Below are 24,195 nucleotides of genomic sequence, written 5' to 3' on the forward strand. Positions count from 1 at the left end.
GCCGGACGCCGGGCGCTCGCCGTCGCCCGGGCGCCCGCCCCGGTTCTGGCGACGGGAAACGCAGGGACCGCGACAGCCACACCGAGCCCAGCCCGAGCGGAGGCCGCCGATGAACCGGAACGACCGCGCCATCGTGGGGCTGGTGATGGTCGCCCACGCGATGGTCCACACCTACGAGCTCTCGGTTCCCATCCTCGTGACCGTCTGGGTCGACCAGTTCGACGTGACGCGGGCCACGCTCGGCGTCGTCTTCTCGGTGGCCTACGGCATGTTCGGCGTCGGCGCGCTCCCCGCGGGCGTGCTGTCGGACGCGTACGGCTCCCGCAAACTCATCGTGGCGTGTCTGGCCGGGATGGGCGGGTCGTTCGCCCTGCTGAGCGCCGCGCCGAACGTACTGACCGTCGGAGTGGCGCTCGTGCTGTGGGGCGTCGCCGCGAGCGTCTACCACCCCTCGGGGCTCTCGCTCATCAGCAAGGGCGTCTCACAGCGGGGGAGCGCGTTCGCCTACCACGGGATGGCGGGCAACCTCGGCATCGCGCTCGGCCCGCTCTCGACCGCGGTCCTCTTGCTGTTTTTCGACTGGCGGACGGCCACGCTGTTGCTCGCGGCACCGGCGGCGCTCGGGGTCGTCTTCGCGCTGACCGTGGAGTTCGACGAGACGGCGGGCGTCGAGGCGTCGGCCGACGGCGGCGAACCCGGCGGCGCGGACGCCGAGTCCGGCGGCGACGCGCGGGCCAACGCCAGCGTCTCGTCGCTGTCGGAGTTTCTCGCCGACTCGAAGACGCTGTTCGCGGGCGCGTTCGTCCTCGTGTTCGGCGTCGTCGTCTTCTCCGGGCTCTACTACCGGGGCGTGCTGACGTTCCTGCCCGACATGCTGTCGAACCAGTCGGTGTTCGACCCCGTCGAGGTCGGGGCCCGCGAGATTCAGCCCTCGCGGTACATCTACTCCGGGCTGTTGATGATCGGTATCGCCGGCCAGTACGCCGGCGGGAAGCTCACCGACCGCATCCGGGTCGAGCGCGGCATCACGGGCGCGTTCGCGTTGCTGGCGGTCGTCGCTCTCCTGTACGTGCCCGCGCTCAACGCCGGCGTCACCACCCTGCTGGCCGCCAGCGCGGTGCTTGGCTTCGCGCTGTTCGTCGTCCAACCGCTCTACCAGGCGGCGGTCGCCGAGTACACGCCGGCTGGGACGCGCGGGCTCTCGTACGGCTACACCTACCTCGGCGTGTTCGGGGTCGGCTCGCTGGGTGCGGGCGTCGCCGGGGCCGTCCTCGACCTCTTCGACCCGACCGCGCTGTTCGTCGTGCTGGCGGCGTTCGCGCTCGTCGCGACCGGGTTCGGAGCCGTCCTCTCGACGCGACAGAAATAGTCGAGTGCGGTTGCGGGTGCGGTGGCGGTGGTTGCGGATGTGGTGGTTGCGGGTGCGGTCGCGGATGCGGATGCGGTTGCGGTTCTCATTGGCTCAACGATAGTTGCGGTCGTCGCGGTCGCGGTGGCTGATGCGGTTGCGGATGCTGTTGCAGAGGCAGTCGCGGATGCGGCTCTCATCGGCTCAACGATAGCAGTGGCGCTCATCGACTCGACGATAGTCCCGGACGCTGCTGCGGCCGGTGGCAGAAGCGGTTGCGGTCGTGGGCGCGGTCGCAGGTGATAGGTACTCTACGGAACCGGACGCCGCAACTACCACGGCAACCGCAGCCGCGACCGCCGCTACTCTTGAGCCAGTGAGGACCGCAACCGCAACAGCACCCGCGACTGTTACCACGGCCGCAACCGTCTCTATTCTTGAGCCACTGAAGACCGCAACCGCGACCGCCACCGCAACGGCACCCAAAACTGCCACCGCACCCGCGACAGCGACCGCTACTCTGCTTGAGCCAGTGAGAACCGCAACAGCATCCGCGACGGCGGCGTCGCCGGAAACGCTCGACTCGGCCCCGGAATCCCGTCAGCGTCGAAGGCCCGACAGTTTATGAGGTGTGCGCGAGAGGTACCCCGCAACGAACGCATGTCGCAGGAGACCATCGACGTGGCCGAGGTGAGTGAGGGGGTTGGCGGGACCGCCGGCGACCCCGGCGACCCCGTGAAACTACCCGTCGTGGAGGTGCTGACCGGCCGCGCGTTCATCACCGGCAAGTCCGGGTCGGGGAAGTCGAACACCATGAGCGTCGTCGCGGAGAAGCTCTTGGACGGCGGATACCCGGTAATGATCGTGGACACGGACGGGGAATATTACGGTCTCAAAGAAGAGTACGAACTTCTACACGCCGGGGCCGACGACGAGTGCGACATCCAGGTCGAACCCCAGCACGCCGAGAAGCTGGCGTCGCTGGCGCTGGAGGACAACGTCCCCATCATCCTCGACGTGTCGGGGTATCTGGACGAGGACGACGGCAAGGAACTCCTGAAGGCGGTGGCCCAGCAGCTGTTCGCGAAGGAGAAGAAGCTCAAGAAGCCGTTCCTGATGGTGGTCGAGGAGGTCCACGAGTACATCCCCGAGGGCGGCGGGATGGACGAGTGCGGCCGGATGCTCATCAAGATCGGCAAGCGCGGGCGCAAGCACGGGCTGGGCATCGCAGGCATCAGCCAGCGCCCCGCCGACGTGAAGAAAGACTTCATCACGCAGTGTGACTGGCTCGTGTGGCACCGACTCACGTGGAACAACGACACCAACGTCGTCGGGCGGATTCTGGGCAACGACTACGCCGACGCCATCGAGGACATGGGCGACGGCGAGGCGTTCCTCACGACCGACTGGTCCGAACAGACCCGCCGGGTGCAGTTCCACCGCAAGCAGACGTTCGACGCCGGGGCCACGCCCGGCCTCGACGACTTCGAGCGCCCGGACCTCAAGTCGGTCAGCGACGACCTCGTGAGCGACCTCCGGGAGATAACCGAGGCCGAACAGCGCCAGGAGGACCGCATCGAGGAGCTCGAAACGGAGCTCCAGCAGCGCGAGGAGCGCATCACCGACCTCGAACGCCAGCTGGAGGAGGCCCGCGAGATGGAGGAGGTCGCCGACAAGTTCGCCAAGGCGATGCTCGACACCTCGCGCAACCGGCGCGCGAACCCGTACGTCGACACCGGGGGCGGGCGAGTGGTCGGGCACGACGGGCGCGCCGGCCAGCCCCGGCAGGCCGACCTCGGCGGGTTCGACCGGAGCGACGCGACGGAAGCCGAGACGGACGACGACGCCACCGACGGCTCGGGCGAGCGCGACCCGCTCGACGCCGTCCGCGAGGAACTCGACGCGCTCGACCCGGTCGAGCGCGCCATGTTGGCCCACTACCTCCGGGAGGGGCCGGCGACTCCGGTCGAGGCCCACGCCGTCGCGGGCGGCTCCGACGACCGCGAACTCGCGTACAATCACAACCGGACGCTCCGCCGGCGCGGGTTCGTCCAGCACGCGGGCGGCGGCGAGTACGTCGCCGCGCTCCCGAGCCTGCTCGCGGCGCTGACCGACGGCGAGATGGACGACGACCGCCGGACCGAGGCGCTGGCCGAGGTGGCAGAGGAGCTCCCGGACGTGGAGTCGGCGTAGCCTTACTCGCCGTCGATTCCGGTTATCTCGAAGCGCGTGCCGCCCTCGCGGCTCTCTGCGACCGATATCGACCACCCGTGGGCGTCGACGATCTCCGCGACGATGTTCAGCCCCAGCCCGGTCCCGTCGTCGCTCGTCGTGTAGCCGTACTCGAACACCGCCTCGCGCTCGGTCGGGGGGATGCCCGGGCCGTCGTCGGCGACGAAGAAGCCGTCCTCCAGCGCCCCGACCCGGACCGTCGCGTCGGTTCCGGCGTGCTCGACGGCGTTGCTGAACAGGTTCTCGAACACGTGGTCGACCCGGCGCGGGTCGGCCTCGACGACGCGACTCGACTCGACGTGCAGCGTCGCCGTCGGCGTCTCGACGTACCGCCAACACTCAGCGGCGACCGACTCCAGTTCGACCGGTTCGAGGGACTCGGCCCCGTACCCCTTTCGGATTATCGCCAGCGTGTCTTCGAGGATGTCGGCCATCCGGGTGTGGGCGTCCTCGACGTGTTCGAGACACGAGACGTCGCCGCGCTCGCGCGCGACCTCGACGTATCCCTCGGCCACGTTCAGGGGATTTCGGAGGTCGTGGGACAGGACGTGCGAGAGCTCCTTGAACCGGTCGAGCTGTCGCTTCAGGTCGCGCTCGTACGCCCGGCGCTCGGAGATGTCCCGGACCAGCGCGATCACGACCCGACGGTCGTTGAGGTCGGTGTCCTGAAGACTCATCTCGACGGGCAGGTACTCGCCGTCGGTCGTCTCGATGCGGAGGTCCGAGCCGTCGGGGAGGCGGCCGAACACCGAGCCCTCCGGGTCGAACTCCCGGCCGAACAGGTCGCGGTAGCGCTCGCACTGCCCGGACGGGTGGAGGTCGGTGTGGGTCCGCCCGACGAGGTCGTCCTCGGGAGCGCCGATCAGCTCGGTCGCACGCTCGTTCACTTCGAGCACCTCGCCCGTTTCGGCGCTCACGACGAACGCCGCGTCCGGTGCGGTTTCGAGGAGCGTCCGGTACTTGCGTTGGAGCCTCTCTCGCTCGGAGATGTCGCGGACGACCGCCATCACCTCCGTCGACCCGTCGTCGGCGTCCAGCGGGCTGAGGCTGATGTCGACCGGAAACGTCGACCCGTCCTTCCGCCGCGCGCGCAGGGACAGCCCCGCACCCATCGGTCGGGACCGGGGGTCGTCGACGTACGAGTCGACCTTCTCGGCGTGTCCGTCGCGGTTGCACTCGGGGACGAGTCGCTCTACCGGCTCGCCCTGGAGTTCGGACGGTTCGTAGCCGAACAGGTCTGTCACGCGGTCGTTGGCTCGAACGACGTTCCCGCCGTCGTCGACGACGACGATCGCGTCCGGGGCGGCGTGGAAGTAGGCTGCGAACCGTTCGTCATCGGCGGAGCGTGCTGAAGTCACTGTTGGCTCGTCGTGCCTAGTTGGAACGACCACGGTGGTTTAATTGTTACCAAAGTGTCGTCGTCCCGGCGCTCCCGGCGGTCGGGCCGCCACGCGTCCGGGCCTGTCGATTCTCAGTCCGCGGGATTTCAGACGTACGTTTTTAGGTCCCCCGTACGGATGCTCACACATGCTAGTTCGAGAGCTGATGACCGAGTCGGTCGTGACCATCGAGAGCGGTGGCACCGTGCAGGAGGCGGCGGCCCAGATGCTCCGTCACGGCGTCGGGAGCGTCATCGTGACCCGCGAGGGAACGCCGGCGGGAATCGTCACGAAGTCGGACCTCCTGTACGCGGGCGTGGCCTCCGAAAAGCGGTTCGAACGGATTCCGCTGGAGACGGTCGTGAGCCATCCGGTGGTGACCGTCGACCCCGACGACAGCGTCGAACGGGCCATGTCGCTGATGAAGGAGAACTCGACCAGACACCTCCCGGTGACCGCCGACGGCGAACTTCTGGGCATCGTCACGACGACCGACGTCGCGATCCACCACCGGAATCGCTCGGACGAGGTGGCGGCGATTCGACGCGAGCAACACGGCGTGAGCGACGGCAAAGACGAGTCGACCGGCATCGAACGCAGCAATCGCATCCCCCAGTGAGCGGCGTTCGGCGACCGCGCGACGGGACGCTTTTAGGCCGCCCCCGAGTACTGGAGCCCGTGAACACGCTGGCTCCGGCGGGCGAGGACAGGTGGCGACTGCCCCAGCACGCCCACGTCGTCGTCTACGACGAGCGCGAGCGGGAGCTGTTGACCGTCTACGACTGCGGGGCGGCCCAGAAACCGCCGTCGGCTCAGGTGCTCGGGAACCTGGTCCGGGTGAGGGCCGACCACGAACTGGACCGCACCGTCACGGGCTACGTGGTCCGGATGCGCGAAGCCGCGGTGCTGGAACGGCAGGGCGACGACCACTGGCTCATCGCGAGCGAGTAGCCGGCCCGAACTACCAGTTCGCCCGAGCAAAAGCCCTATTCGCCTCCTTCTCGTACCGGAATCATGGATTCGAGGCCGACGGAGGTCGTCGAGACGCTCGCCACGCTCGACCGACTCTGTGCGGAGTGCGAGCCGATAACGGCCAGCGACCTCGCCGACGAGTTCGGCTGCTCGCGGGGGGTCGCCGCCGAACGGCTCGACCGACTGGCCGACCGGGGCGAGCTGAAGTGCAAGCGGGTCGACTCGGCGTCGGGTCGCACCGACGAGGGGGCGCGCGTGTGGTGGCGGCCCCCGGACGCGGGCGACCTCGACCGCGCGCGGTTCCGGTCGCTGGTCGAGGCGGTCGACGAGTACGCCATCTTCATGCTCGACCCCGAGGGCCGCGTCGTGACGTGGAACGAGGGAGCCAGCCGCATCAAGGGCTACGACGCCGAGGAGATAATCGGCCGGCACTTCTCGGCGTTCTACGCCGACGGGGACGTCGCCGACGGACGCCCCGAGCGCAACCTCGCGGCCGCCCGCGAGCAGGGCCACGTCGAGGACGAGGGCTGGCGCGTCCGCGCGGACGGCACGGAGTTCTGGGCGAACGTCCTCATCACCGCCATCCGGGACGACGACGGGGCACTCCAGGGGTTCGCGAAGGTTACCCGCGACATGACCGAGCGGCGCGAACACGAGCAACAGCTCCGCCGCGAGCGCGACCAGACCGCCCAGATTCTCGCGACCTCGCCGATTCCGATGTCGGTCCGGGACGCCGAGGGCGACGTGGTGATGGCCAACGAGCGGATGCAGGCGCTCCTCGAACTCTCCGAGGCGGAACTCCACGACGACGCGGAGGCCATCGCGGAGGTGGACGTCTTCGACCCGGACGGCGAGCCGGTCGGTCCCGACGAGCTACCCGCTCGGGAGGTCGCGGCGACCGGCGAACCCGTGTCCGACGTGAGCCTCGTCGTCGAGCAGTCGGACGGCGACCGGCGGTGGCTCTCGATGGACTCGACCCCGGTGTTCGGCCCCGACGGCGACCTCGAGCGAATCGTGACCGCCGCCGAGGACGTCACCGAACTCAAGCAGCGCGAGCGCGAACTGGAGACCGAACTCGGCGAGATTCTGGGTCGCATCTCCGACGCGTTCTACGCGCTCGACGAGGAGTACCGATTCACCCACGTCAACGGCCGGGCCGCCGAACTTCTCCAGCGCTCCGAAGCGGAACTGCTCGGCGAGAACCTCTGGGACGTGTTTCCGGAAGCGGCCGAGCTACAGCCGGTCCGGGACAGCTTCCGGACCGCGATGGAGACCCAGGAGCCGACCAGCTACGAGGTGTACTTCGACGTGCTCGACATCTGGGTGGAGGCAAACGTCTACCCGTCCGAGACCGGCGTGTCGGTCTACTTCCGGGACGTCTCAGAGCGCATCGAACGCGAGCGAGACCTCCGCGAGTCCGAGCGACGCCACCGGACGCTCGCCGAGAACTTCCCCGACGGCATCGTCACCCTGTTCGACGACGACCTGCGGTACACGCTCGCCGCCGGGGAGGCGTTCGACAGGGTCGACGTCGCTCCCGAGGACCTCGAAGGGCGAACGCCCCGGCAGGTCTGGAACGACGAGGAGACGGCCGAGGCGCTCGACGCCGCGTGTCGAGCGGCGATCGACGGCGAACACGAGTCGGTCGAAGTCGAGTACGCCGACCGCGAGTGGATAATCTACGCGGTCCCCATCGCGGACGAGTCGGGCGACGTGTTCGCCGGGATGACCATGGCGCTGGACATCACCGAGCGCAAGGAGCGCGAGCGTCGGCTGGAACGGTTCGCCAGCGTCATCTCCCACGGCCTCCGGAACCCGCTGGAGATAGCCCAGATATACCTGAACATGGCGCGGGACGACGGCGACGCCGACGACTTCGAACAGGTCGAGCAGGCGCTCGACAGGATGGAGACCATCATCCAGAACCTGCTGGCGACCACCGTCGAGGGGAAGACGGCGTCGCACTCGGAACCGGTCTCGCTGTCGTCGGTGAGCCGGGACGCGTGGCGGAACGTCGAGAGCCGGAACGCGACCCTCGACGTCGCCGAGGACGCCGGAGCGGTGGTCGCCGACGACGAGCAGCTACAGACCGCCCTGGAGAACCTGTTCCGGAACACCGTCGAACACGGGGGCGAGGACGTCACGGTCCGGGTCGGGCGGCTGGACGACGCCGAGAGCGACTCGCGCGCCGGCTTCTTCGTCGCCGACGACGGCCCGGGCATCCCCCCGGCCGACCGCGAGGCGGTGTTCGAGTACGGGTTCACCTCCCGGAGCGGCACGGGCATCGGGCTCGCGGTCGTCCGGGACGTCGTGGACGCTCACGACTGGCGCATCTCGGTCACCGACGGGCGCGAGGGCGGCGCGCGCTTCGAGGTTCGCGGCGTCGAGGACGGGCGCGAGGGCGGCCCCGGGGAGCAGTAACACCGCGCCGAATCGGGTCCGGGTATCGAGTCGCGGCCCCTACAGCGGCTCGACGAGGTCCGCCAGCGCGGCCTCGGGGTCGTCGGCCTTCGCCACGCCGCTGGCCAGCAGGACGCCCGCCGCACCCAGCTCGCGGGCCGCGGTCACGTCCTCGCCGGTCGAGATGCCCGCGCCGCAGTAGACCGCCACCGAGTCGTCGACCGCCTCGGCGGCCGCCACCGCGTCGGTCACGACGTCGGGGTCGGCCGTGCTGACCGGCGTCCCCGTGCCGATGAGTTCCGGCGGCTCGACCGCCACCGCGTCGGGGCCCAGCGTTGCGACCGCGCCGATCTGGTCGGGGTTGTTGGCGCAGACGCACGTCTCCAGTCCGGCGCGCTCGGCGGCGTCGAGCGCCGAATCGATGTCGGCGAGTTTCAGCCGGCGCTCGGAGTGGTTGAGCAGCGTGCCGGTCGCACCCGCCTCGGCGGCGGCCGCCGCGAGCGTCGACCCGGTGTGGCTCCCGTGGTCGACGGGGCTGACGTGCTGGGCCCACGTCTCGACGCCCGTCTCGGCCACGCGTTCGAGGTGGGCGGCCTGGGGCGCGACGCCGACGGGGACGCCCGAGGCCTCGCTCACGTCGCGGGCGGCCCGCGCTATCTCGACCGGGTCGCAGGGGTAGGCTTTCAGGTTGACGACGACTTTCATACCCGAATCGACCGCCGCGCGGGACAAATAGGTTGCGAGAGCGGATACGGGTCGCGTTCAGAGACGCAGCGACGACTGGAATCGAGTCCTCGAAAGCCCTCGCCCGTTCATCCGCCAGGGACGTGGACTGATTCACCGAGCGCACTCGGTCAGAGGTCGCGCTTATCTGAACACGACCCACCAACCGAAGCGTGAGCTACAGCGACCAGCCGATACGAACTAGCAGTTCCTCCGCGAGCGAACGGACGTGAGCGAGCGGCCCAAGGGAGGACCACCGGAGGACAAACCACGTCCTCCGAGCCTTCGGTCACTCCGTTCCCGAAGACGACGGGACGACCGCCGCGTCTGCGGGAGCGCAGCGACCGCAGGCTCGTCAGAGCGACGCTCTGACGGTGGTTTTGGTCGAGCTTTTGCCGGGGAGCCGGGCGCGCGTCTCGTCGCACGCCCCGCGAGCGCACCGGAAGACGAACCGCGTCTTCCGAGCCGTGGCTCACTTCGTTCGCCAAGACAGCAAAAGGTCGTTGTTAATCTTTCCGCTTGACCACGTCGCCGAGCGTGTACTCGCCGGTCGACCCGCCGCCGCTCCACTCCGCGTCGTCGTCGGCCGAGCCGCCGGCCGTCAGCGAGAAGTCGAACTTGCGCTCGAGCTTGCGCTGGACCTCGTCGCTCGGGAGCACGTCGCCCCGTTCGAGCTTGCGGATGAGGCTGGCCTTCTCGTTGAGGTCGTCGGCGAGGTCCTCCTGGCTCAGGCCGGCGTCCTCGCGGGCGCTCCGGATGCGCTCGTCGTAGTCCTGGGCGAGCTCGTCCATGTCGTCGAACATGTCCGAGCGCCGGGTCTGGGACGACCCCGACGACCCGCCGGTCGACGAGGACGACCCCGACGACGAGGAGGTCGAGTACTTCGTGGACGTGGTACTCGTCTCCTGGGTCTCGACCTCGGTCCCGAAGTCCGCGCAGTCGTCGCAGACCTCCAACTCGGCCCCCTCGACCTTGACGGTCTTCGGGGACCCCGTCTCGGCACCGCACATCTCACACTGAACCATACCCGTGGCTAGTTCTCGACCGCTCTTAAATTCCACGCCACGAGCGGAACCCGCGGAGGCCCGCGCGCCGCTGGGCGCTCGCGGAGAACGGGCGCTCGAAGCCGGGACTCCCCTTACCGCAGTCGGTCGTTCTGGTCCCGGAGGAAGCCAAAGCCCTGCTTGACCTCGTCGCTTCGTTCGAAGTACTTGAGGATTCGGCGACACTTCTCGCGCGAGAGCCGCGTCTCGCGCGTCAACTCGAACAGGGAGTCGACCTCCTCGGCGACCTCGAGGAACTCCTCCATCGTGATGTGTCTGTTCGCCGGGAGGATGTCGTCGAGGTCGACGTTGATGCCTGATTCGCCCGGTCGCTCGTTCGTCATGTGAGCGCTCCGTTTGTTTCCGAAGAGGGGAAGGTTGAAAAAGCTAACTGTTCGCGGAACTACGACAGCGCCCGCCACGCGTAGTAGAACCGCTGGAGCGCCGTGAGGTGTCCCACGACGGCGAACACCGCGAGCAGCCATCCGACCGGCGACAGACCGGCGGGCGTCGCCGACACGAACGCCGCGAGCACGCCCGTCGCGCCCATCAGCGCGAGCCGGTCGGCGCGCCCGAGCAGGCCGCCGTACACCCTGTCGAGGTCGACCGCCTGGGCCTGCGTCCCGAGGTAGGAGGTCATCAGCACGCCCGTTACCGCCGCCAAGCCGAGCGCGTAGCGGTCGATGCCCGCCGCCAGCCCGACGATGACGACGACGTCGGCGTACCGGTCGAGGACGTGGTCGAGCAGGTCGCCGGCCTTCGAGTCGGTGCCGAGTTCGCGGGCCAGCGCGCCGTCCAGCAGGTCGAGCCAGCCGTTCAGGAACACGAGCAGCGCCGCGACGAGGTACCAGGCGGGGTCGGTGCCCGCGAGGTAGAACGCCGCGCCCGCGCCGCCGGCCAGCGCGAACGCCACCACGCTGACCGCGTCCGGGGTGAGCCCGAGTCTGGTCGACAGCGAGACGAACGGGCCGAGCAGCCGGTCGGCGACCGGGCGGAGCTGGTCGAGCGTCATAGGTACTCGACGAAGTCCACCTCCCCGGCGCTGGGGTCGCGCTCGCCCGCGAGGACGGCCAGAATCTCGGCCGCGACCGCCTCGGGGTCGCACTCGGTCGCGTCTATCTCGTAGACGTTCTCGATGCCGTGTTCGCTCACGGCCGCCGAGAGGACGACGTCGAGGGCCTCGCTCTCCGCGTTTTCGGTGGCTTTCGCCTCGGACTCGCCGCGGTCGCGGAGGCGTCGCTCCAGTTCCTCGGGGTGACACCGCAGGACGACCACCCTGTCGACGTCGAGGTGGTGGGCGAGGTGCGACTCCACGAGCAGGTCGTCGCGGCCCGCGAGTCGCTCGCCGACCGCGTCGAGGTCGGCCACGAGGCTGTCGCGCTCGGCGTCGCGGTCGGTCCACAGCTCCTCGTCGCGTATCAGGTCGTTGAGGTGGACCACGTCGAGGTCGCGGTCCGCGAACGCCGGGTCGGCTTCGAGCGCCTCGACCGCCGTGGTCTTGCCCGTTCCGGGCGTCCCCGTGACCGCGACCCTCACGAGGCGAGCACCTCGTTGAGTGCCGCGACCGCGCGCTCGGTCTCGGCCTCGGTGCCGCAAGTGATGCGGACGCAGTCGGGCAGGCCGAAGCTCGTGCAGTCCCGCACGATGACGCCCCGGCGCTGGAGTTCGTCGGCGACCGCGCTGGCGTCGCCGACTTCCGCGAGGACGAAGTTACCGTGGCTCTCCCACGTCGGAGCGTCGAGGTTCTCGCGGACGTACTCGCGCGCCCACGCGGCGGTCTCGACCGTCTTCCGGGCGTGCTCGTCGTCGTCGAGCGCGGCGAGGCCGGCCCGGCAGGCGATTTCGCTCGCCGCGAACGGCGTGTTGACCCGCGCGTAGGCGTCGGCCCACGCCTCGGGGACGATTCCGTAACCCAGGCGGACGCCCGCCAGCCCGTACACCTTCGAGAACGTCCGGACGAGCGCGACGTCCTCGCGCTCGTCGACGAGTTCGACCGCGCTGGGCGCGTCGGCGAACTCGCCGTAGGCCTCGTCGACCACGACCAGCGTGTCGGGGTCGGTCTCGGCCGCAATCGACTCGATCGCGTCGAGGTCGAACCGCTTGCCGGTGGGGTTGTGCGGGCTGGTGAGGTAGACGACGCGCTCGCCGTCGTAGTCGTCGAGGACCGTCTCGGCGGTCAGTGCGAAGTCGTCGGCCTTCGAGACGCCGTACTCCCGGACCTCGCCGTGGTGGTACCGGGCGCTCATGCCGTAGTAGGCGAACCCGGGGTCGGGGACGAGGACCTGGTCGCCGGGCGCGAGCATCGCCCGCGAGAGGTAGTCGAGTACGCCGTCCCCGCCGTTGGCGAGCCACACCTGTTCGGGCGCGACGTCCCACCGGTCGGCCAACTTCTCGACGAGGTCGGCGTGGGAGGCCTTCGGGTACGAACTGGCCGACCCGGCGGCGTCCCGGATGGCCGCGACCGCGTCGGGACTCGGGCCGAACGGGTTCTCGTTCGACGCGAGCTTCACGAGGTCGTCGGGGTCGAGTCCGAGTTCCCGGGCGACCTCCTCGACGCCCCGTCCGGCCTGATACACGGTGTGTCCGGAGAGGTCCCGTGGTTCCATGTTCGGGAGGTGTGGGCGACCCACCTTAAGCGTGCTCACCTCCGGCAAGAGGGGCCTCGTCGCCCGCGTCCGTAAACTGTCCGACGGAACGGCGAATGGGGATACTGTCAGGCTCCGCCCAGTATACATAAGGAGAGTCCGGTGGTGAATTCTCTCGGGGAGATTGATTATGGCACGAGACAACCGGAGCCGGTGGGGCGGACGCCACGACCAGCAGCAACACGACGAGACGAGCGGCCGCGAGCAGGGCCGATACGCGTCGGGCGGCCGAGACCGACCCCGAGGGAGCGGTGGCGAGGGGACGTCCCAGCACCGAGGGTCCGGACGCGGAGGTCAGCGTGGACGCGGCCAGCGTGGCTCCCAGCAGTCCGGCAAGCGGGGCCAGCACGGCCAACACGGCCGGGGTCAGCAGGGTCAGCACCGCCAGACGGACCAGCAGTCCGGTCGGGGCCAGCAGGACCAGCACCGAACCGGCCGCGACCGGATAGGCCAGCGAGACGCCGGCGAACAGGGCCGGCACCTGACCTCGGGACAGCGGGGCGGTGACCAGCAGGGCCAGAGCCAGCACGGCCAGCATCACGGGGGCCAGCGAGGCGGGAACCGGGGTCGACAGGGCGGCCAGCGCCACGACGTCGGCCAGAACCAGGGTCGCGGCCAGCGGGACCACGACGAGAGCGCCGTCCACCAGCAGAGCCAGCAGGGCGGCCAGGGGACCGGCGGACACGAGGAGGGTCGTCGGAGCCAGCAAGGCCACCAGGGTCAGCAGGGCCGCCAAGGTCAGCAGGGCCAGAGCCAGCGCGGCCAGCGGACGGGCCAGCGAGGACGGTCTCAGCAGCGCCAGCGTCACGGAGGCCAGCAGAGCCACCAAGGCCAGCAGGGTCGGCAGACAGGACAGCACGGTCGCCAGCAGGGCGAGTCCGGCGGACGCGAGTCCGAGCAGACCCAGTACGGCGGGAGTGCCGAGAGCGCCTACAGCGCGACCGAGCAGACCGCCATGCGCGACGAGAGCCGTCGGACCCAGCGCCACTGACCGCGTCGGCCGACCCTCGTCACGGACCGCACCGTCCGGCGCTCGTACTTCTTTCGCCGACCCGACGACCGTCCTGGCCGCCCGGAGGCGTCTCGCGATAGTCCGTTGCCCTCCGAGCGCGCGTCGCGACCCGAGCCCCGCGGACCCGGGCCACAGCCCTCTTTGTCGCGTCCGGCGTGGTCGGTCCATGGTCGAACTCGGATACACGCTGTCCAGCGAGGAACACCCGCCGACCGACCTCGTCGACCACGCGGTCCGCGCCGAGGACGTGGGCTTCGACTTCGTGTCGATATCCGACCACTTCCACCCGTGGATTAGCGCGCAGGGCCACGCCCCGTTCGTGTGGTCCACGCTCGGGGGCGTCGCCCGCGCGACCGACGACGTGGACGTGGGCGTGGGCGTGACCTGTCCCATCGTGCGCGTCCACCCGGCCATCGTGGCGCAGGCGGTGGCGACGGTGACCGCGATGTTCGAGGACGCGGGCCAGCAGTTCTACGTCGGCGTGGGGACCGGCGAGAACCTCAACGAGCACGTGCTGGGCGACCACTGGCCGACCCACGCCGTCAGGCTCGACATGCTCGAGGAGGCGGTCGCGGTGATGCGGAAGCTGTGGACCGGCGAGATGGTGAGCCACCACGGCGACCACTACACCGTCGAGAACGCGAAGCTGTTCACCACGCCCGAGGCGGACCCGCCGGTCTGCGTGTCGGCCTACGGCGAGACGACCGCCGAGCGGGCCGCCGACTTCGGCGAGGGCTTCTGGTCGGTCGGCCCGCAGGACGTGGTCGAGACCTACGAGGCGGCGGGCGGCGAGGGGCCGAAATTCAGCCAGCTCACGGTGTGTTACGCCGACAGCGAGGACGAAGCGGTCGACGTCGCCCACGAGAACTGGCCCAACAGCCTCCTGCCGGGCCAGTTGGCGACCGAACTCGAAACTCATCGGCTGTTCGAGCAGGCGACCGAACTGGTGAGCAGGGACGACGTGCGCGAGGCCGACAGCATCGTGACCGACCCGGACCCCGAGACCCACGTCGAGACCCTCCGGGAGTTCGCCGACGCCGGCTACGACCACGTGTACGTCCACCAGATCGGTCCCGACCAGGAGTCGTTCTTCGAGTTCTACGAGGCCGAGGTGCTGCCCGCGTTCGACTGACCGGGGCCGGGCCAGCGCTCGCCCGCCCTCGAATCGGCCGCTCGCCGAATCGAAGCTAAAACCCGCGTTTCACTCATCCATAACTTTACGAGGTCGGAGCGTCGCAACGAGAACATGACACGCGACGCGCGACGCTGGCTCGTCCCGGTGGCGCTCGCGCTGCTGGTCGCCTTCGCCGGCTGTTCCGGCAGCGGCGGGGGCGACGCCGGCGGCGCTGCGACCATGAGCGGGGACGCGGCCGACATGGATGCACAGGCGACGGCGGCCGAAGGCGGCGACGACTCGGCGGTCAGGCAACAGGACTCCGCGACCGGCGAGCGAGCGCTGATACGGAACGGCACGGTCACGCTCGACGTCGACGACTACGAGTCGACCCGAAGCAACCTCACGCGGGAGGTTCGGGGGCTCGGCGGGTACGTCAGCGACACCGACGAGCGGGTCCACACCCGCGACAACGAGTCGTGGACCGACGGGGAACTGGTCGTCCGGGTGCCGAAGGAGAACTTCTCGACGCTGGTCAACCGGACCAAGCGGGCCGGCGAGGTCCGGCGGGCCACGACCAGCACGACGGACGTGACCGATCAACTGGTCGACCTCGACGCGCGACTGGAGAACCTCCAAAGCCAGCGCGCACAGCTCCGCGAGCTGTACGACGAGGCCAACGAGACCGAGACCGTCCTCCAGATACAGGAGCGCCTCTCGGAGGTCCAGACCGAGATCGAGCAGATCGAGGCCCAGCGCGAGGCCCTGCGGGACCGCGTCGCCTACTCGACGCTGACGGTCCGGCTGAACGAGAACCCGCCCGAGACCACCGACACCCGCGACGTCGACCGCTGGTACGACACCGGCCTGATTTCGGCGTTCGTCTCGTCGCTCCACGGCGTGGTCGTCGCGGCCCGGGCGCTCGCGGTCGGGGCCGCCTACGCCGCGCCGTACCTGCTCGCGTTCGGCGTCCCCGTGGTCGGCGCGGTGGCGTTCTGGCGGCGGCGGAGACGCTCGACCTCGGTTCCGGAGGTCAGCGAGCCCGCGCAGATGGACGCCGGAGACGACGGAGCGAGCGAGAGCGAGAGCGAGTAGGCGTCCGGGTCGACTTCGACACTCCGTCTTCTCGGACGATTCGGGACGGTCGGCCCGACGTGCGCTGGTTTTTCGCTCTCCCTCGGCGTGCGCTGATTGCGTCTTCAGGTCCGGCGCGTGCTGGCGCGCTCTCTCGTGAGCGCGCCATCTCGCGCGAGGGCTGAGGACCGCAGCGAAGCGAGGACCGCAAGCGGGGGGGAGGACGAGGTGCGTTGCTGTGCGATCGCGGTGCGAGAGTAGGCGGTGCAGTGCGGTGCGGTCTCTCAGAGGCCTCGGCAGAAGCTAGCTCGAATTCGGCGTTCGACAGGAGAGAATTGCAATCAAGAACCGAGCTACTGCTTGAGCCGATGAGTAACCGCACGGCACGACACCGCACAGCACCCGCACCGCAACCGTGACGGCGGTCCTCGTACCTCCCCAGCCGCTTGCGTCGTCTGCGAACCACGTTCGCAGATCAGCGAGACGAGTCGGTATACCGACGCGTCTCGCTAGCCTCCCTTCGGTGCGCTACTCAGCCACCGGAAGACAAACCGCGTCTTCCGAGCCGGCGGTCGCTTGCTCGCGGCTTCGCCGCTCGCTGTTCGCGGCGCGAAGCGCCGCCCATCGCTCCCGACGACCTCGCACGAGATGGCGCGACACGAGGTCGCGCCAGCGCGCGCCGGAGATGACCTCGAACGAGCGCGCAGAGGTAACGTCGAACAAGCCCGCCGAGTAGTGACGCCGAGTAGTTCCGACGCGACTCGACCCGGAATCGCTCACAGCCGTTCGTCGACGTGGTCTGCGGCCTTCAGCGCGAGCGCGGCGATGGTGAGCGTGGGGTTCATCGCGCCGCTGGTGACGAAGACGCTGCTCGACGCGACCGAGAGGTTCCGCAGGTCGTGGGTCCGGAGTCGGGGGTTCACCACGCTCTCGTCGGGGTCGGTCCCCATCCGGGTCGTGCCCATGTGGTGGTACGCCGGGCCGGTCTCCTCGGGGCCGACGGTCCACGCGACGTCGACGCCGAGTTCGTCGAGGACCGCGCGCTGGATTTCGTTCGCGCGCCGGAGGCCCGCCTCCGTCCGGGCGTCGACGCGCCAGTGGATTTCGGGCACCGGGTTGCCGTGGTCGTCGGTCGTCGAGGGGTCGAGTTCGATGCGGTTGTCCTTGCGGGGTCGCTGGCCGACCAGTCCGCCCATCGCGATGGCGTTGCCGTACCCCTCCCGGAGGGTTTCGAGCAGGTCGTCGCCCCACTCGTCGCCCGACAGCGCCGTCTCGACCGGCGAGGGACCGGCGTAGTTGAGAAACTCCAGCTTGATGCCGTCGGGCGTCGGCTCGTCGCGCGACCACGCGGGAATCCCGCCCGCCGTCCCCGCGGTCCCCTGCGTCGGGTCGTCGTAGAACTGGTGGCACTCGCTGGTCATGAACCCGACGTGGTTCTGGCGCGTCGCCCGGTCGAGCGTGCCGCCGGCACCTGCGAACAGGTGTTCCATGAAGTACCGGCCGACCGCGCCCGAGGAGTTGGCGAGGCCGTCGGGGTACTGGTCGGAGTTCGACAACAGGAGGAGCCGGGGAATCTCGACCCCGCCGGCCGCCAGTACGAACTCCCGAGCCTCCTGTCGGTAGGTCTCGCCGTCGGGCGTCGCATAGACGGCGGCGGTCACGCGCTCGCCGTCCTCGTGGTGGGCGAGGCGCTGGACCGGCGCGCGGTCGAGTACCCGCGCGCCCTCGGACTCGGCCTTCGCGACGTGGTGGTCGGCCGAGTACTTCGCGCCGGAGGGACAGACCGGCTGGCAGGTGCCGTAGCCGACGCAGGCGCTCCGGTCGTCGTACCCCTCGGAGTTGCGGGCGCTGGGCACCGAGTGCATCGTCACGCCGAGGCGCTCGCAGGCCTCTGCGAAGATGGAGTCGCTGTAGGAGGGCTCGAATCCGGGCATGGGAAACGGCTCCTCGCGGGGCGGCGCGTAGGGGTTGTCGGCCGCGCCGGCCACGCCCAGCGCCGACTCGGCCTCGGCGTAGTAGGGCCGGAGGTCGGCGTAGTCGATTGGCCACGGCTCGAAATCCGACTCGTGGAGCCGCATCACCATCCCCTGCCAGTGGAGCGTGGTGCCGCCGACGCCCTTGACCCGGGTGCGGTTGAGCGGGTAGAACCACTCGCCGGCGGAGGCGTACTCGTCGCGCGGCCCGCCCATCTCCCAGACCGAGAGCGGGTCGTGGCCCGGCCGGATGGCGCGCTCCATCCGGCGCTCGCGGTCCTCGTCGTCGAATCGCTCGCCGGCTTCCAGCACCACCACGTCGTACCCTTCGCCGGCGAGTCGGTGGGCCGCGAGCGCGCCGGCCGGGCCCGCCCCGACCACGCAGACGTCCGCGCGCGGCGACGGGGTCCGGTCGGCGGCCCGGCTCATTCGTCGCGCCCTCTCGCAGCCTCGGGGCCCCGGCGGTAGCTGTCGGTTCCGCCCGGGTGGCCCTGCGGGTTCTCGATGCCGACGAGTTCGCCGCCGGTCGGCGAACTGTACAGCGCGTACAGCAGGTCGTTGACCGCGTAGTAGCGGACGCGCTCGGGGTCGCTCCCCGCCGGGTCGGGGTCGGCCCCGTCGACGGTCATCTCCTCGAGGACCGACGCGCGCGTCTCGGCGTCGAGCGTCCGGAAGTCGGCGTCGTGCCACGTCCGGGCGTACTCGTCGAGGGTCGCGAGCGCGTCGGCCATCCCCTCGCGGTACTCCGGGCGGTCGGCGGTCCGGCCGACGGCGTAGGTCCGGACGAACTCCTCGACGCCGGACACCTCCGAGGGATAGACCACGTCGGCGACCGCGAGCAGCGTCGCCAGTCGCCCTTCGGTGAGCGAGTCGCTGTCGTCGACGTGGTCGCGAGCGCTCGGCGCTTCGACGAGGTCCGCGTCGGTGCCCAGAACCGCACCCGCCCCGACGGCCGCGCCGCTGGCGGCCAGCGCGGCCAGCGCGTCCCGGCGACTCAGTTCCATCGCGCCGAGTTAGGCAAGCCTAAAACTTATGGGTTGCCATGTAGATGCGCCCGACCGGAACGACGGGGACCGGGGACTCGACCGAACGTGGAGTCGTCGCTCCGGCGCGATTCGGTCGAGCGGCCCCTCTCGCTCGCGACGTGCTTCCGGCACACTTTAAGTGAAAACCGCCCGTAGATTCGCCTGTATCCATGAAACTCACGTACTACGGCCACTCGACCTACCACGTCGACGTCGACGGCACCGAACTCCTCGTCGACCCGTTCTTCGACAACCCGAAGACCGACGCCGACCCCGAGGAGCTCGACCCCGACTACGTCCTCCTGACCCACGGCCACGCCGACCACATCGGCGACGTGGACCGCTACAGGGGAGCCACGCTGGTCGCGACGCCGGAGGTCGTCTCGTACTGTCAGGACGAGTTCGGCGAGTTCGACGCGGTCGGCGGCATGGGGATGAACCTCGGGGGCACCGTCGAGTGTGGCGACGCGTACGTGACGATGGTCCGGGCCGACCACACCAACGGGATGGAGACCGACTACGGCGCGACCGGCGGGATGCCCGCCGGATTCGTCGTCAGCGACACCAAGCCCACGCAGGTCGCCGACGCGGAGAGCCGGACCTTCTACCACGCGGGCGACACCTCGCTGATGTCCGAGATGCGCGACGTCATCGGCACCTTCCTCGAACCGGACGTGGCCGCCGTCCCCATCGGCGACCACTTCACCATGGGGCCGGCCCAGGCCGCCGTCGCGGTCGACTGGGTCGACGCCGACTACGCGCTTCCCATCCACTACGACACCTTCCCGCCCATCGAGCAGGACCCCGACGACTTCCGGCGCGAGGTCGCGGCCACGGGCAGCGACGCGGAAGTCGAGGTGCTCGACGGCGGCGAGACGTTCGACCTCGCCGACGCGCTCGACTACTGAATCGAGTCCGCAATCGCCTCGGCCTCCGCTCGTTTTCCGGCCCGTCGTTCCGCCGGGAAAGCAATACTTAGGGGTCTGGCGGGCGACCGTTCGGACGCATGTCGAAGAACGTCACCACCGTCTCCGAGGAGGGGTACGCGTCCGACAACGAAATCCGCGACTTCGATCTCACCATCGACGCCACGGGCGAGGAGGGCCCCGACACGCTCGAAGCCCTGCTCGCGGCCTACGGCTCGTGTTACGTCCCCGCGCTCCGAGTCGCGGCCGAGCAGCGCGACGTCGGCGACCTCGGCCGAGTCGAGATCGACGTGAACGGCGACCTCAACGACGACGACAAGTTGGCGGCCGTCCAGTTCTCGGTCCGGACCGACGCCGACCTCGACGGCGAGCAGGCCGACGACGTGGTGGCGCGGGCCAACGAACTCTGCAAGGTCCACGACGCGCTCAAGGCCGACCTCGAAGCCGACATCACGGTCGAGAGCTGAGCGACGCCACCGCGCGACCGCTTGCGAACGCGATTTTTGGCTCGCCGAACCGGACGCCGTGTTCGGCGTGGCGCGGTTTCGCTGATGTCACGTCGTTGATTCGCGACGGTGTTTAATAGCCAGCCGCTCCTGTTCGAATACAGTATGGCCGACGATTCCGGACATCGCGAGGAATCCGACCTCCAGGACCTCCCGAGCGGGGAACCGACCCTCTCGGAAGCGATACTGGAGTTAGATCACGTCTACGAAGCACTGGGCCATCCACGGCGTCGATACCTCTGTTACACGCTCCTCGAAGACACGGCGTGGTCGATGACCGATTTGGCGACGAAAATCGCCGCATGGGAGAACGACGTTCCCGAACAGGAGGTCACGGCGTCCCAGCGAGAACAGGTGTACGTCTCGCTCTATCACGCCCACGTTCCCAAGTTGGTCGACGAGAGGGTCGTCTCCTTCGACGACGCGACCGAGACGATCACGCCCGCCGAGAACGCCGACCAAGTCCTGACCGTGCTCGAAGGCATGGGTTCGAGCCTCAACGGCGGTCAAGAAACGCACGCACGTCGTGGGATGGACGAGCATGAGAAATAACGGCAGAACAGGAAACGACGACGACCCAACTCTCAACGAGGAAACCCATTGGCGGCAAGCCGCACAACGGCTGTACGAACCCGAACAGGACGACGAGTTGACGAACGCCGTCGTGTTCACCATCGCGGAGGCCGAGAGCGTCGAGCCGAGCGAGGTGGGCGCACCGCCACTGTACGAGGTCGTCGACGTAACCGGTATCGAAGCGGCGTTCTTCGGGTCGGGGAACGGGAAAGCGTTCCGACAGGGAACGGGAAGCGTCGAATTTCGCTACACCGAGTATCTCGTCAAAGTGAGAAGCGACGGCTGGGTGCAGGTGTACGAACCGGCCGAAACCGAATCGTCGTGATCGGCCACCGGGCATTCGTCGTGCCAGCCGACAACCCTCGCCAAGGCGTAACGCGGGTACCTCGTTTGGGACTCGATTCGTGAGCGGCGACGCCACCGCGACTCAAGCGGACTTGTCGGACCCGGCGCGTCGCTGACGGGCGGCCGAGCGAACGAACGCGTACGCCAGCCCGACCAGTCCGGCGACTAGCAGTCCGGCCGGCCCGGTCCCGAACGATATCTCTGTCGGGGTGTTGGTGAACGAGAACAGGTAGGTGACGGTCCCCGGCCGGCCGACCGTCACCGACTCGACGCCGAGCGCCAGCAGGACGTTCGGGACCACGAAGCCGAGCACGAACAGGGCGACCACGACAGCGACGGCTGCACCCACGACCGCGTCCCACACCAGCGCCGTCGCCGAGTGGGGCCGCCGCCGGTCGTCGGGCCGACCCAGAATCCGCACGCCGGTCGTGCCGTCCTCGACCCGGACGTGCGGTGGATAGCCCAGCACCGTCAGCACCATCCAGAGGTCGCCCACCGCGCCGCCGGCGTTGGCCGCGAGCGGGACGACCAGCCACCCCCATCCGAACGCGACCAGCAGCGCGACCCCAACCAGCGTGAGTACCACCAGAGGTGCGAGCGCCACGACGACGAACTGGTTCCGGGCGAATCGATGGTCGGTCGTGGCGTAGGCGTACGGCAACACGAAGTGCGCGAGACCGATGCCGTATCGCGGTCGGCCGCCGTAGTACCGGATGGCGAGGCCGTGGACCCACTCGTGGGGGACGATTATCGCGGTCACGAGCACCGCGAACGCCAGCAGTTCGAGCGCGAGGTTCCACCAGCCGACGTCCGAGACCCGGAACGCGAACGTCCCTTCGGTCCCCGAGAGGACGCCGTACAGTCCGCCGAACAGGCCCAGCGCGACGAGGAAGCCGAGCGTGCTGACGACCGTCCACTGGAGGGTCAACTCCCGCGAGAGGTCGAACTCGGCAAGCAACGTCTCGGCCCCGTCGTCGCCCTCGGTATCGGTCTGCGCGGTCATCCCCACGGGGTACGACCGACCGGCCCTTCAGGTTTCACCCGTGCGAGCAGTAGCCCGTCGCCTCGGTCCGCAGGAAAACCCTCATACCCTCCCCGGTCGAACACCCGACCATGACCGAACGCGGCTGGCAGGACCTGATAGTCGGCGACCGGATGGCGGTCGACCAGGAGTTCGCACAGCGGGTCACCGATTCGGAGTTCTCCCGGCAGGAGTGGGGGCTCGTCATGACCGCCGTCGAGTTCGACATCGAGGACCCCGGCGACGCCGACGACGCCCGCATCGTCGCCGACACCTCGAAGGTCGAGCAGGTGATGCCCGAGATGGAGAACATCCAGTCCCAGATGGGCGCGATGGGCGGTGCCGGCGGCGGCCAGCAGTCCGGCGGCGGCGGCCTCTTCGGCTCCGTGAAGGACGCGCTCGGGCTGGGCGGGGGCGGTGGCGGCGATGGCGTCGACCAGGACCGCGTGGAAGCGGCCGACCGACTCGCTCAGGAGTACGCCGACGAACTCCAGCAGCGGCTCGAATCCCAGGGCAAGTGGGCGCAGGTCCGCGAGGCCGCCAGCGAATGACCGGCTCGCGACGACGATGAGCCGAGACGGCGAGTCCGACCCGGACGCGCCGGACGACCGCGACCTGCGGTCGGGTCGGGCGGTCTCCGAGCGGGGCGGTTCGGGGCGGTTCGCGCCGGGCGCGTGGCGGTACGCGCTCGCGGCGTTCGGGCTCGCGATTCCGGCCGCGGTGCGTTCGCGGCGCTGGAGCCTCGGAGCCGTCCTGCTGGGCGTGGCGGCGCTGGTCTTCCACCGCGACCCCGACCGGACGCCGCCCGAGTCGGGCGTCCTCGCGCCCGCCGACGGCCGGGTGTCGGTCGTGCGCGAGGAGGGCGACCGCGTCCGGGTCGGCGTGTTCATGAACGTGACCGACGTCCACGTCAACCGCGCGCCGCTGGGCGGTCGGGTCGAGGCGGTCGACCACGAACCCGGCAAACACCGACCGGCGTTCTCGAAGGAGTCGGACAGAAACGAGAAGGTCCACGTCCGGTTCGTGGACCACGAGGTGACGCTGATCGCCGGCGCGTTCGCTCGCCGCATCCACCCCTACGTCGAACCGGGCGACGAACTCGCTCGCGGCCAGCGACTCGGTCACGTCTCGTTCGGCAGTCGCGCCGACGTCCTGCTTCCCCCGTCGGTCGACCCCGCGGACGTGACCGTCGAGCCCGGTCAGGCGGTCCGGGCGGGCGAGACGGTCGTGGCCCGCTCGTCGGACTGACGACCCTTCCCGCGTCGCGGTCGGTGGCCTAGTCGCTGCTGTAGTCGCCGCCGTGGAACAGCGTGAGCTCCTCGGCCTCGTAGATGTTGATGAGCTCGTTGACGATCTCGTCGTAGGACTCGTCCTCTATCCGGAGGTCCTCGAGGCGCTCGATGGTCTCCTCGTCGAGTCGTATCTCGGGCATCACCCGCGAGTAGGCCCCGAATCGCCTTAAGCCACGGGGCGCGGCCCACGGCGAGCCGCGTTTGGACCGGAGCCGTCGGCGCGCGGTTGCGCCCGGTGACGTGACTGCTCCCCGGGGACTGACGGCGCGAGGCGGTCACGCCGACCTGCCGCACCTCCGAACGTCGTCGAGCGACTACAGTGACGCGAGGTAGTTCACCCACAGCAGAACAGCCACGCCGCCGAATCCCGCCAGAACCGCCGGGATAGCGACCTTGCTGTGGTCGTCGTACAGTCTGTACCCGGAGTACATCGCGAACACGCCGAACAGCGGTATCACCACCCACGACACGACGGCCGAGGCGGCACCGCCCCACAGGTACAGTCGGCCGTCCTCGCGCCACTCCCGAATCGCGTCGCCGAACGAGGCCCTCGAGTTGCTCATATTTTCCACCGTGCTTACTGACTAGTTAG

The 24,195-nt window shown here is 69.5% G+C and carries 27 protein-coding genes; 15 read left to right on the top strand and 12 right to left on the bottom strand.

What is annotated here, in order from left to right:
• The first annotated feature begins 109 nt into the window (after nucleotides 1-109).
• The 3 genes from EPL03_RS05680 (at nucleotide 110) to EPL03_RS05690 (ending at nucleotide 3,541) form a co-directional block, all read left to right on the top strand.
• Nucleotides 110-1,369: an MFS transporter gene (locus EPL03_RS05680; protein WP_135828345.1), complete on the top strand. Its 1,260-nt coding sequence runs from the start codon at nucleotides 110-112 to the stop codon at nucleotides 1,367-1,369.
• A gap of 21 nt (nucleotides 1,370-1,390) precedes the next feature.
• On the top strand, nucleotides 1,391-1,651 hold the full coding sequence (locus EPL03_RS05685) for a hypothetical protein (protein ID WP_135828346.1): 261 nt from the start codon (nucleotides 1,391-1,393) through the stop codon (nucleotides 1,649-1,651).
• 357 nt (nucleotides 1,652-2,008) lie between these two features.
• A complete protein-coding gene (locus EPL03_RS05690) occupies nucleotides 2,009-3,541 on the top strand; it encodes a helicase HerA domain-containing protein (RefSeq protein WP_135828347.1) in 1,533 nt (510 codons plus the stop codon).
• A gap of 2 nt (nucleotides 3,542-3,543) precedes the next feature.
• On the opposite strand, the gene EPL03_RS05695 is transcribed toward EPL03_RS05690, so the two are convergent.
• Nucleotides 3,544-4,938 (bottom strand): PAS domain-containing sensor histidine kinase, encoded by a 1,395-nt coding sequence (locus tag EPL03_RS05695; protein ID WP_135828348.1) that lies wholly within the window; start codon nucleotides 4,936-4,938, stop codon nucleotides 3,544-3,546.
• A 169-nt stretch (nucleotides 4,939-5,107) separates the two neighbouring features.
• Between EPL03_RS05695 and EPL03_RS05700 the strand changes: the two genes are divergently transcribed.
• From EPL03_RS05700 to EPL03_RS05710, 3 genes are all read left to right on the top strand, one after another.
• Nucleotides 5,108-5,578: a CBS domain-containing protein gene (locus tag EPL03_RS05700; protein ID WP_135828349.1), complete on the top strand. Its 471-nt coding sequence runs from the start codon at nucleotides 5,108-5,110 to the stop codon at nucleotides 5,576-5,578.
• A gap of 59 nt (nucleotides 5,579-5,637) precedes the next feature.
• Nucleotides 5,638-5,910 carry a hypothetical protein gene (locus tag EPL03_RS05705; protein WP_135828350.1) on the top strand — a complete coding sequence of 91 codons (273 nt, stop codon included), beginning with the start codon at nucleotides 5,638-5,640 and terminating at the stop codon, nucleotides 5,908-5,910.
• Between the two features lie 63 nt (nucleotides 5,911-5,973).
• A complete protein-coding gene (locus EPL03_RS05710) occupies nucleotides 5,974-8,352 on the top strand; it encodes a PAS domain-containing sensor histidine kinase (RefSeq protein WP_135828351.1) in 2,379 nt (792 codons plus the stop codon).
• Nucleotides 8,353-8,391: 39 nt separating this feature from the next.
• On the opposite strand, the gene tpiA is transcribed toward EPL03_RS05710, so the two are convergent.
• The 6 genes from tpiA to hisC all read right to left on the bottom strand — a co-directional run bounded on the left by tpiA (nucleotide 8,392) and on the right by hisC (nucleotide 12,703).
• Complete coding sequence (tpiA, locus tag EPL03_RS05715; protein ID WP_135828352.1) at nucleotides 8,392-9,036, bottom strand: triose-phosphate isomerase; 645 nt, start codon at nucleotides 9,034-9,036, stop codon at nucleotides 8,392-8,394.
• A gap of 524 nt (nucleotides 9,037-9,560) precedes the next feature.
• Nucleotides 9,561-10,079: a multiprotein bridging factor aMBF1 gene (locus tag EPL03_RS05720; RefSeq protein WP_135828353.1), complete on the bottom strand. Its 519-nt coding sequence runs from the start codon at nucleotides 10,077-10,079 to the stop codon at nucleotides 9,561-9,563.
• 113 nt (nucleotides 10,080-10,192) lie between these two features.
• Nucleotides 10,193-10,441, bottom strand: coding sequence for a hypothetical protein (locus tag EPL03_RS05725; RefSeq protein ID WP_135828354.1), 249 nt, complete (start codon nucleotides 10,439-10,441; stop codon nucleotides 10,193-10,195).
• 59 nt (nucleotides 10,442-10,500) lie between these two features.
• The gene (locus EPL03_RS05730) at nucleotides 10,501-11,109 is read right to left on the bottom strand and encodes a CDP-alcohol phosphatidyltransferase family protein (RefSeq protein ID WP_135828355.1); all 609 of its coding nucleotides are present in this window, start codon (nucleotides 11,107-11,109) and stop codon (nucleotides 10,501-10,503) included.
• Nucleotides 11,106-11,633, bottom strand: coding sequence for an adenylate kinase family protein (locus EPL03_RS05735; RefSeq protein ID WP_135828356.1), 528 nt, complete (start codon nucleotides 11,631-11,633; stop codon nucleotides 11,106-11,108). The genes EPL03_RS05730 and EPL03_RS05735 overlap by 4 nt, the downstream gene beginning before the upstream one ends.
• Nucleotides 11,630-12,703, bottom strand: coding sequence for a histidinol-phosphate transaminase (gene hisC / locus EPL03_RS05740; protein ID WP_135828357.1), 1,074 nt, complete (start codon nucleotides 12,701-12,703; stop codon nucleotides 11,630-11,632). The genes EPL03_RS05735 and hisC overlap by 4 nt, the downstream gene beginning before the upstream one ends.
• A 169-nt stretch (nucleotides 12,704-12,872) precedes the next feature.
• On the opposite strand from hisC, the gene EPL03_RS05745 reads away from it, so the two are divergent.
• The 3 genes from EPL03_RS05745 to EPL03_RS05755 all read left to right on the top strand — a co-directional run bounded on the left by EPL03_RS05745 (nucleotide 12,873) and on the right by EPL03_RS05755 (nucleotide 15,963).
• The gene (locus tag EPL03_RS05745) at nucleotides 12,873-13,733 is read left to right on the top strand and encodes a hypothetical protein (RefSeq protein ID WP_135828358.1); all 861 of its coding nucleotides are present in this window, start codon (nucleotides 12,873-12,875) and stop codon (nucleotides 13,731-13,733) included.
• Nucleotides 13,734-13,920: 187 nt separating this feature from the next.
• On the top strand, nucleotides 13,921-14,886 hold the full coding sequence (locus tag EPL03_RS05750; protein WP_135828359.1) for a TIGR03557 family F420-dependent LLM class oxidoreductase: 966 nt from the start codon (nucleotides 13,921-13,923) through the stop codon (nucleotides 14,884-14,886).
• Nucleotides 14,887-15,000: 114 nt separating this feature from the next.
• Nucleotides 15,001-15,963 (top strand): DUF4349 domain-containing protein, encoded by a 963-nt coding sequence (locus EPL03_RS05755; protein ID WP_135828360.1) that lies wholly within the window; start codon nucleotides 15,001-15,003, stop codon nucleotides 15,961-15,963.
• Between the two features lie 755 nt (nucleotides 15,964-16,718).
• Here EPL03_RS05755 and EPL03_RS05760 read toward each other — a convergent pair.
• Nucleotides 16,719-18,344, bottom strand: coding sequence for a GMC family oxidoreductase (locus EPL03_RS05760; protein ID WP_135828361.1), 1,626 nt, complete (start codon nucleotides 18,342-18,344; stop codon nucleotides 16,719-16,721).
• Nucleotides 18,341-18,919, bottom strand: a complete 579-nt coding sequence (locus EPL03_RS05765; protein WP_135828362.1) for a gluconate 2-dehydrogenase subunit 3 family protein — start codon at nucleotides 18,917-18,919, stop codon at nucleotides 18,341-18,343. Before EPL03_RS05765 ends, EPL03_RS05760 begins: the two co-directional genes overlap by 4 nt.
• A gap of 191 nt (nucleotides 18,920-19,110) precedes the next feature.
• On the opposite strand from EPL03_RS05765, the gene EPL03_RS05770 reads away from it, so the two are divergent.
• The 4 genes from EPL03_RS05770 (at nucleotide 19,111) to EPL03_RS05785 (ending at nucleotide 21,270) form a co-directional block, all read left to right on the top strand.
• Entirely contained in the window at nucleotides 19,111-19,848 is a 738-nt protein-coding gene (locus EPL03_RS05770) for a metal-dependent hydrolase (RefSeq protein ID WP_135828363.1), read from the top strand.
• A gap of 98 nt (nucleotides 19,849-19,946) precedes the next feature.
• The gene (locus tag EPL03_RS05775; RefSeq protein WP_135828364.1) at nucleotides 19,947-20,333 is read left to right on the top strand and encodes an OsmC family protein; all 387 of its coding nucleotides are present in this window, start codon (nucleotides 19,947-19,949) and stop codon (nucleotides 20,331-20,333) included.
• 144 nt (nucleotides 20,334-20,477) lie between these two features.
• A complete protein-coding gene (locus EPL03_RS05780) occupies nucleotides 20,478-20,924 on the top strand; it encodes a DUF7344 domain-containing protein (RefSeq protein ID WP_135828365.1) in 447 nt (148 codons plus the stop codon).
• Nucleotides 20,914-21,270, top strand: a complete 357-nt coding sequence (locus EPL03_RS05785) for a HalOD1 output domain-containing protein (RefSeq protein WP_135828366.1) — start codon at nucleotides 20,914-20,916, stop codon at nucleotides 21,268-21,270. Before EPL03_RS05780 ends, EPL03_RS05785 begins: the two co-directional genes overlap by 11 nt.
• Before the next feature lie 102 nt (nucleotides 21,271-21,372).
• Here the strand turns inward: EPL03_RS05785 and EPL03_RS05790 are convergent, their stop codons facing one another.
• On the bottom strand, nucleotides 21,373-22,293 hold the full coding sequence (locus EPL03_RS05790) for a DUF3267 domain-containing protein (RefSeq protein ID WP_135828367.1): 921 nt from the start codon (nucleotides 22,291-22,293) through the stop codon (nucleotides 21,373-21,375).
• 110 nt (nucleotides 22,294-22,403) lie between these two features.
• Here EPL03_RS05790 and EPL03_RS05795 point away from each other — a divergent pair, with 110 nt between their 5' ends.
• Nucleotides 22,404-22,862 (top strand): DUF5799 family protein, encoded by a 459-nt coding sequence (locus tag EPL03_RS05795; protein WP_135828368.1) that lies wholly within the window; start codon nucleotides 22,404-22,406, stop codon nucleotides 22,860-22,862.
• Between the two features lie 16 nt (nucleotides 22,863-22,878).
• Nucleotides 22,879-23,559: a protein sorting system archaetidylserine decarboxylase gene (locus EPL03_RS05800; protein WP_135828369.1), complete on the top strand. Its 681-nt coding sequence runs from the start codon at nucleotides 22,879-22,881 to the stop codon at nucleotides 23,557-23,559.
• 28 nt (nucleotides 23,560-23,587) lie between these two features.
• Here the strand turns inward: EPL03_RS05800 and EPL03_RS19810 are convergent, their stop codons facing one another.
• The gene (locus EPL03_RS19810) at nucleotides 23,588-23,743 is read right to left on the bottom strand and encodes a DUF7557 family protein (RefSeq protein ID WP_168216187.1); all 156 of its coding nucleotides are present in this window, start codon (nucleotides 23,741-23,743) and stop codon (nucleotides 23,588-23,590) included.
• A 174-nt stretch (nucleotides 23,744-23,917) separates the two neighbouring features.
• Complete coding sequence (locus EPL03_RS05805) at nucleotides 23,918-24,166, bottom strand: hypothetical protein (RefSeq protein ID WP_135828370.1); 249 nt, start codon at nucleotides 24,164-24,166, stop codon at nucleotides 23,918-23,920.
• Nucleotides 24,167-24,195 lie beyond the last annotated feature (29 nt).

It is taken from the genome of Halorussus halobius (assembly GCF_004765805.1).
GTDB lineage: Archaea > Halobacteriota > Halobacteria > Halobacteriales > Haladaptataceae > Halorussus > Halorussus halobius.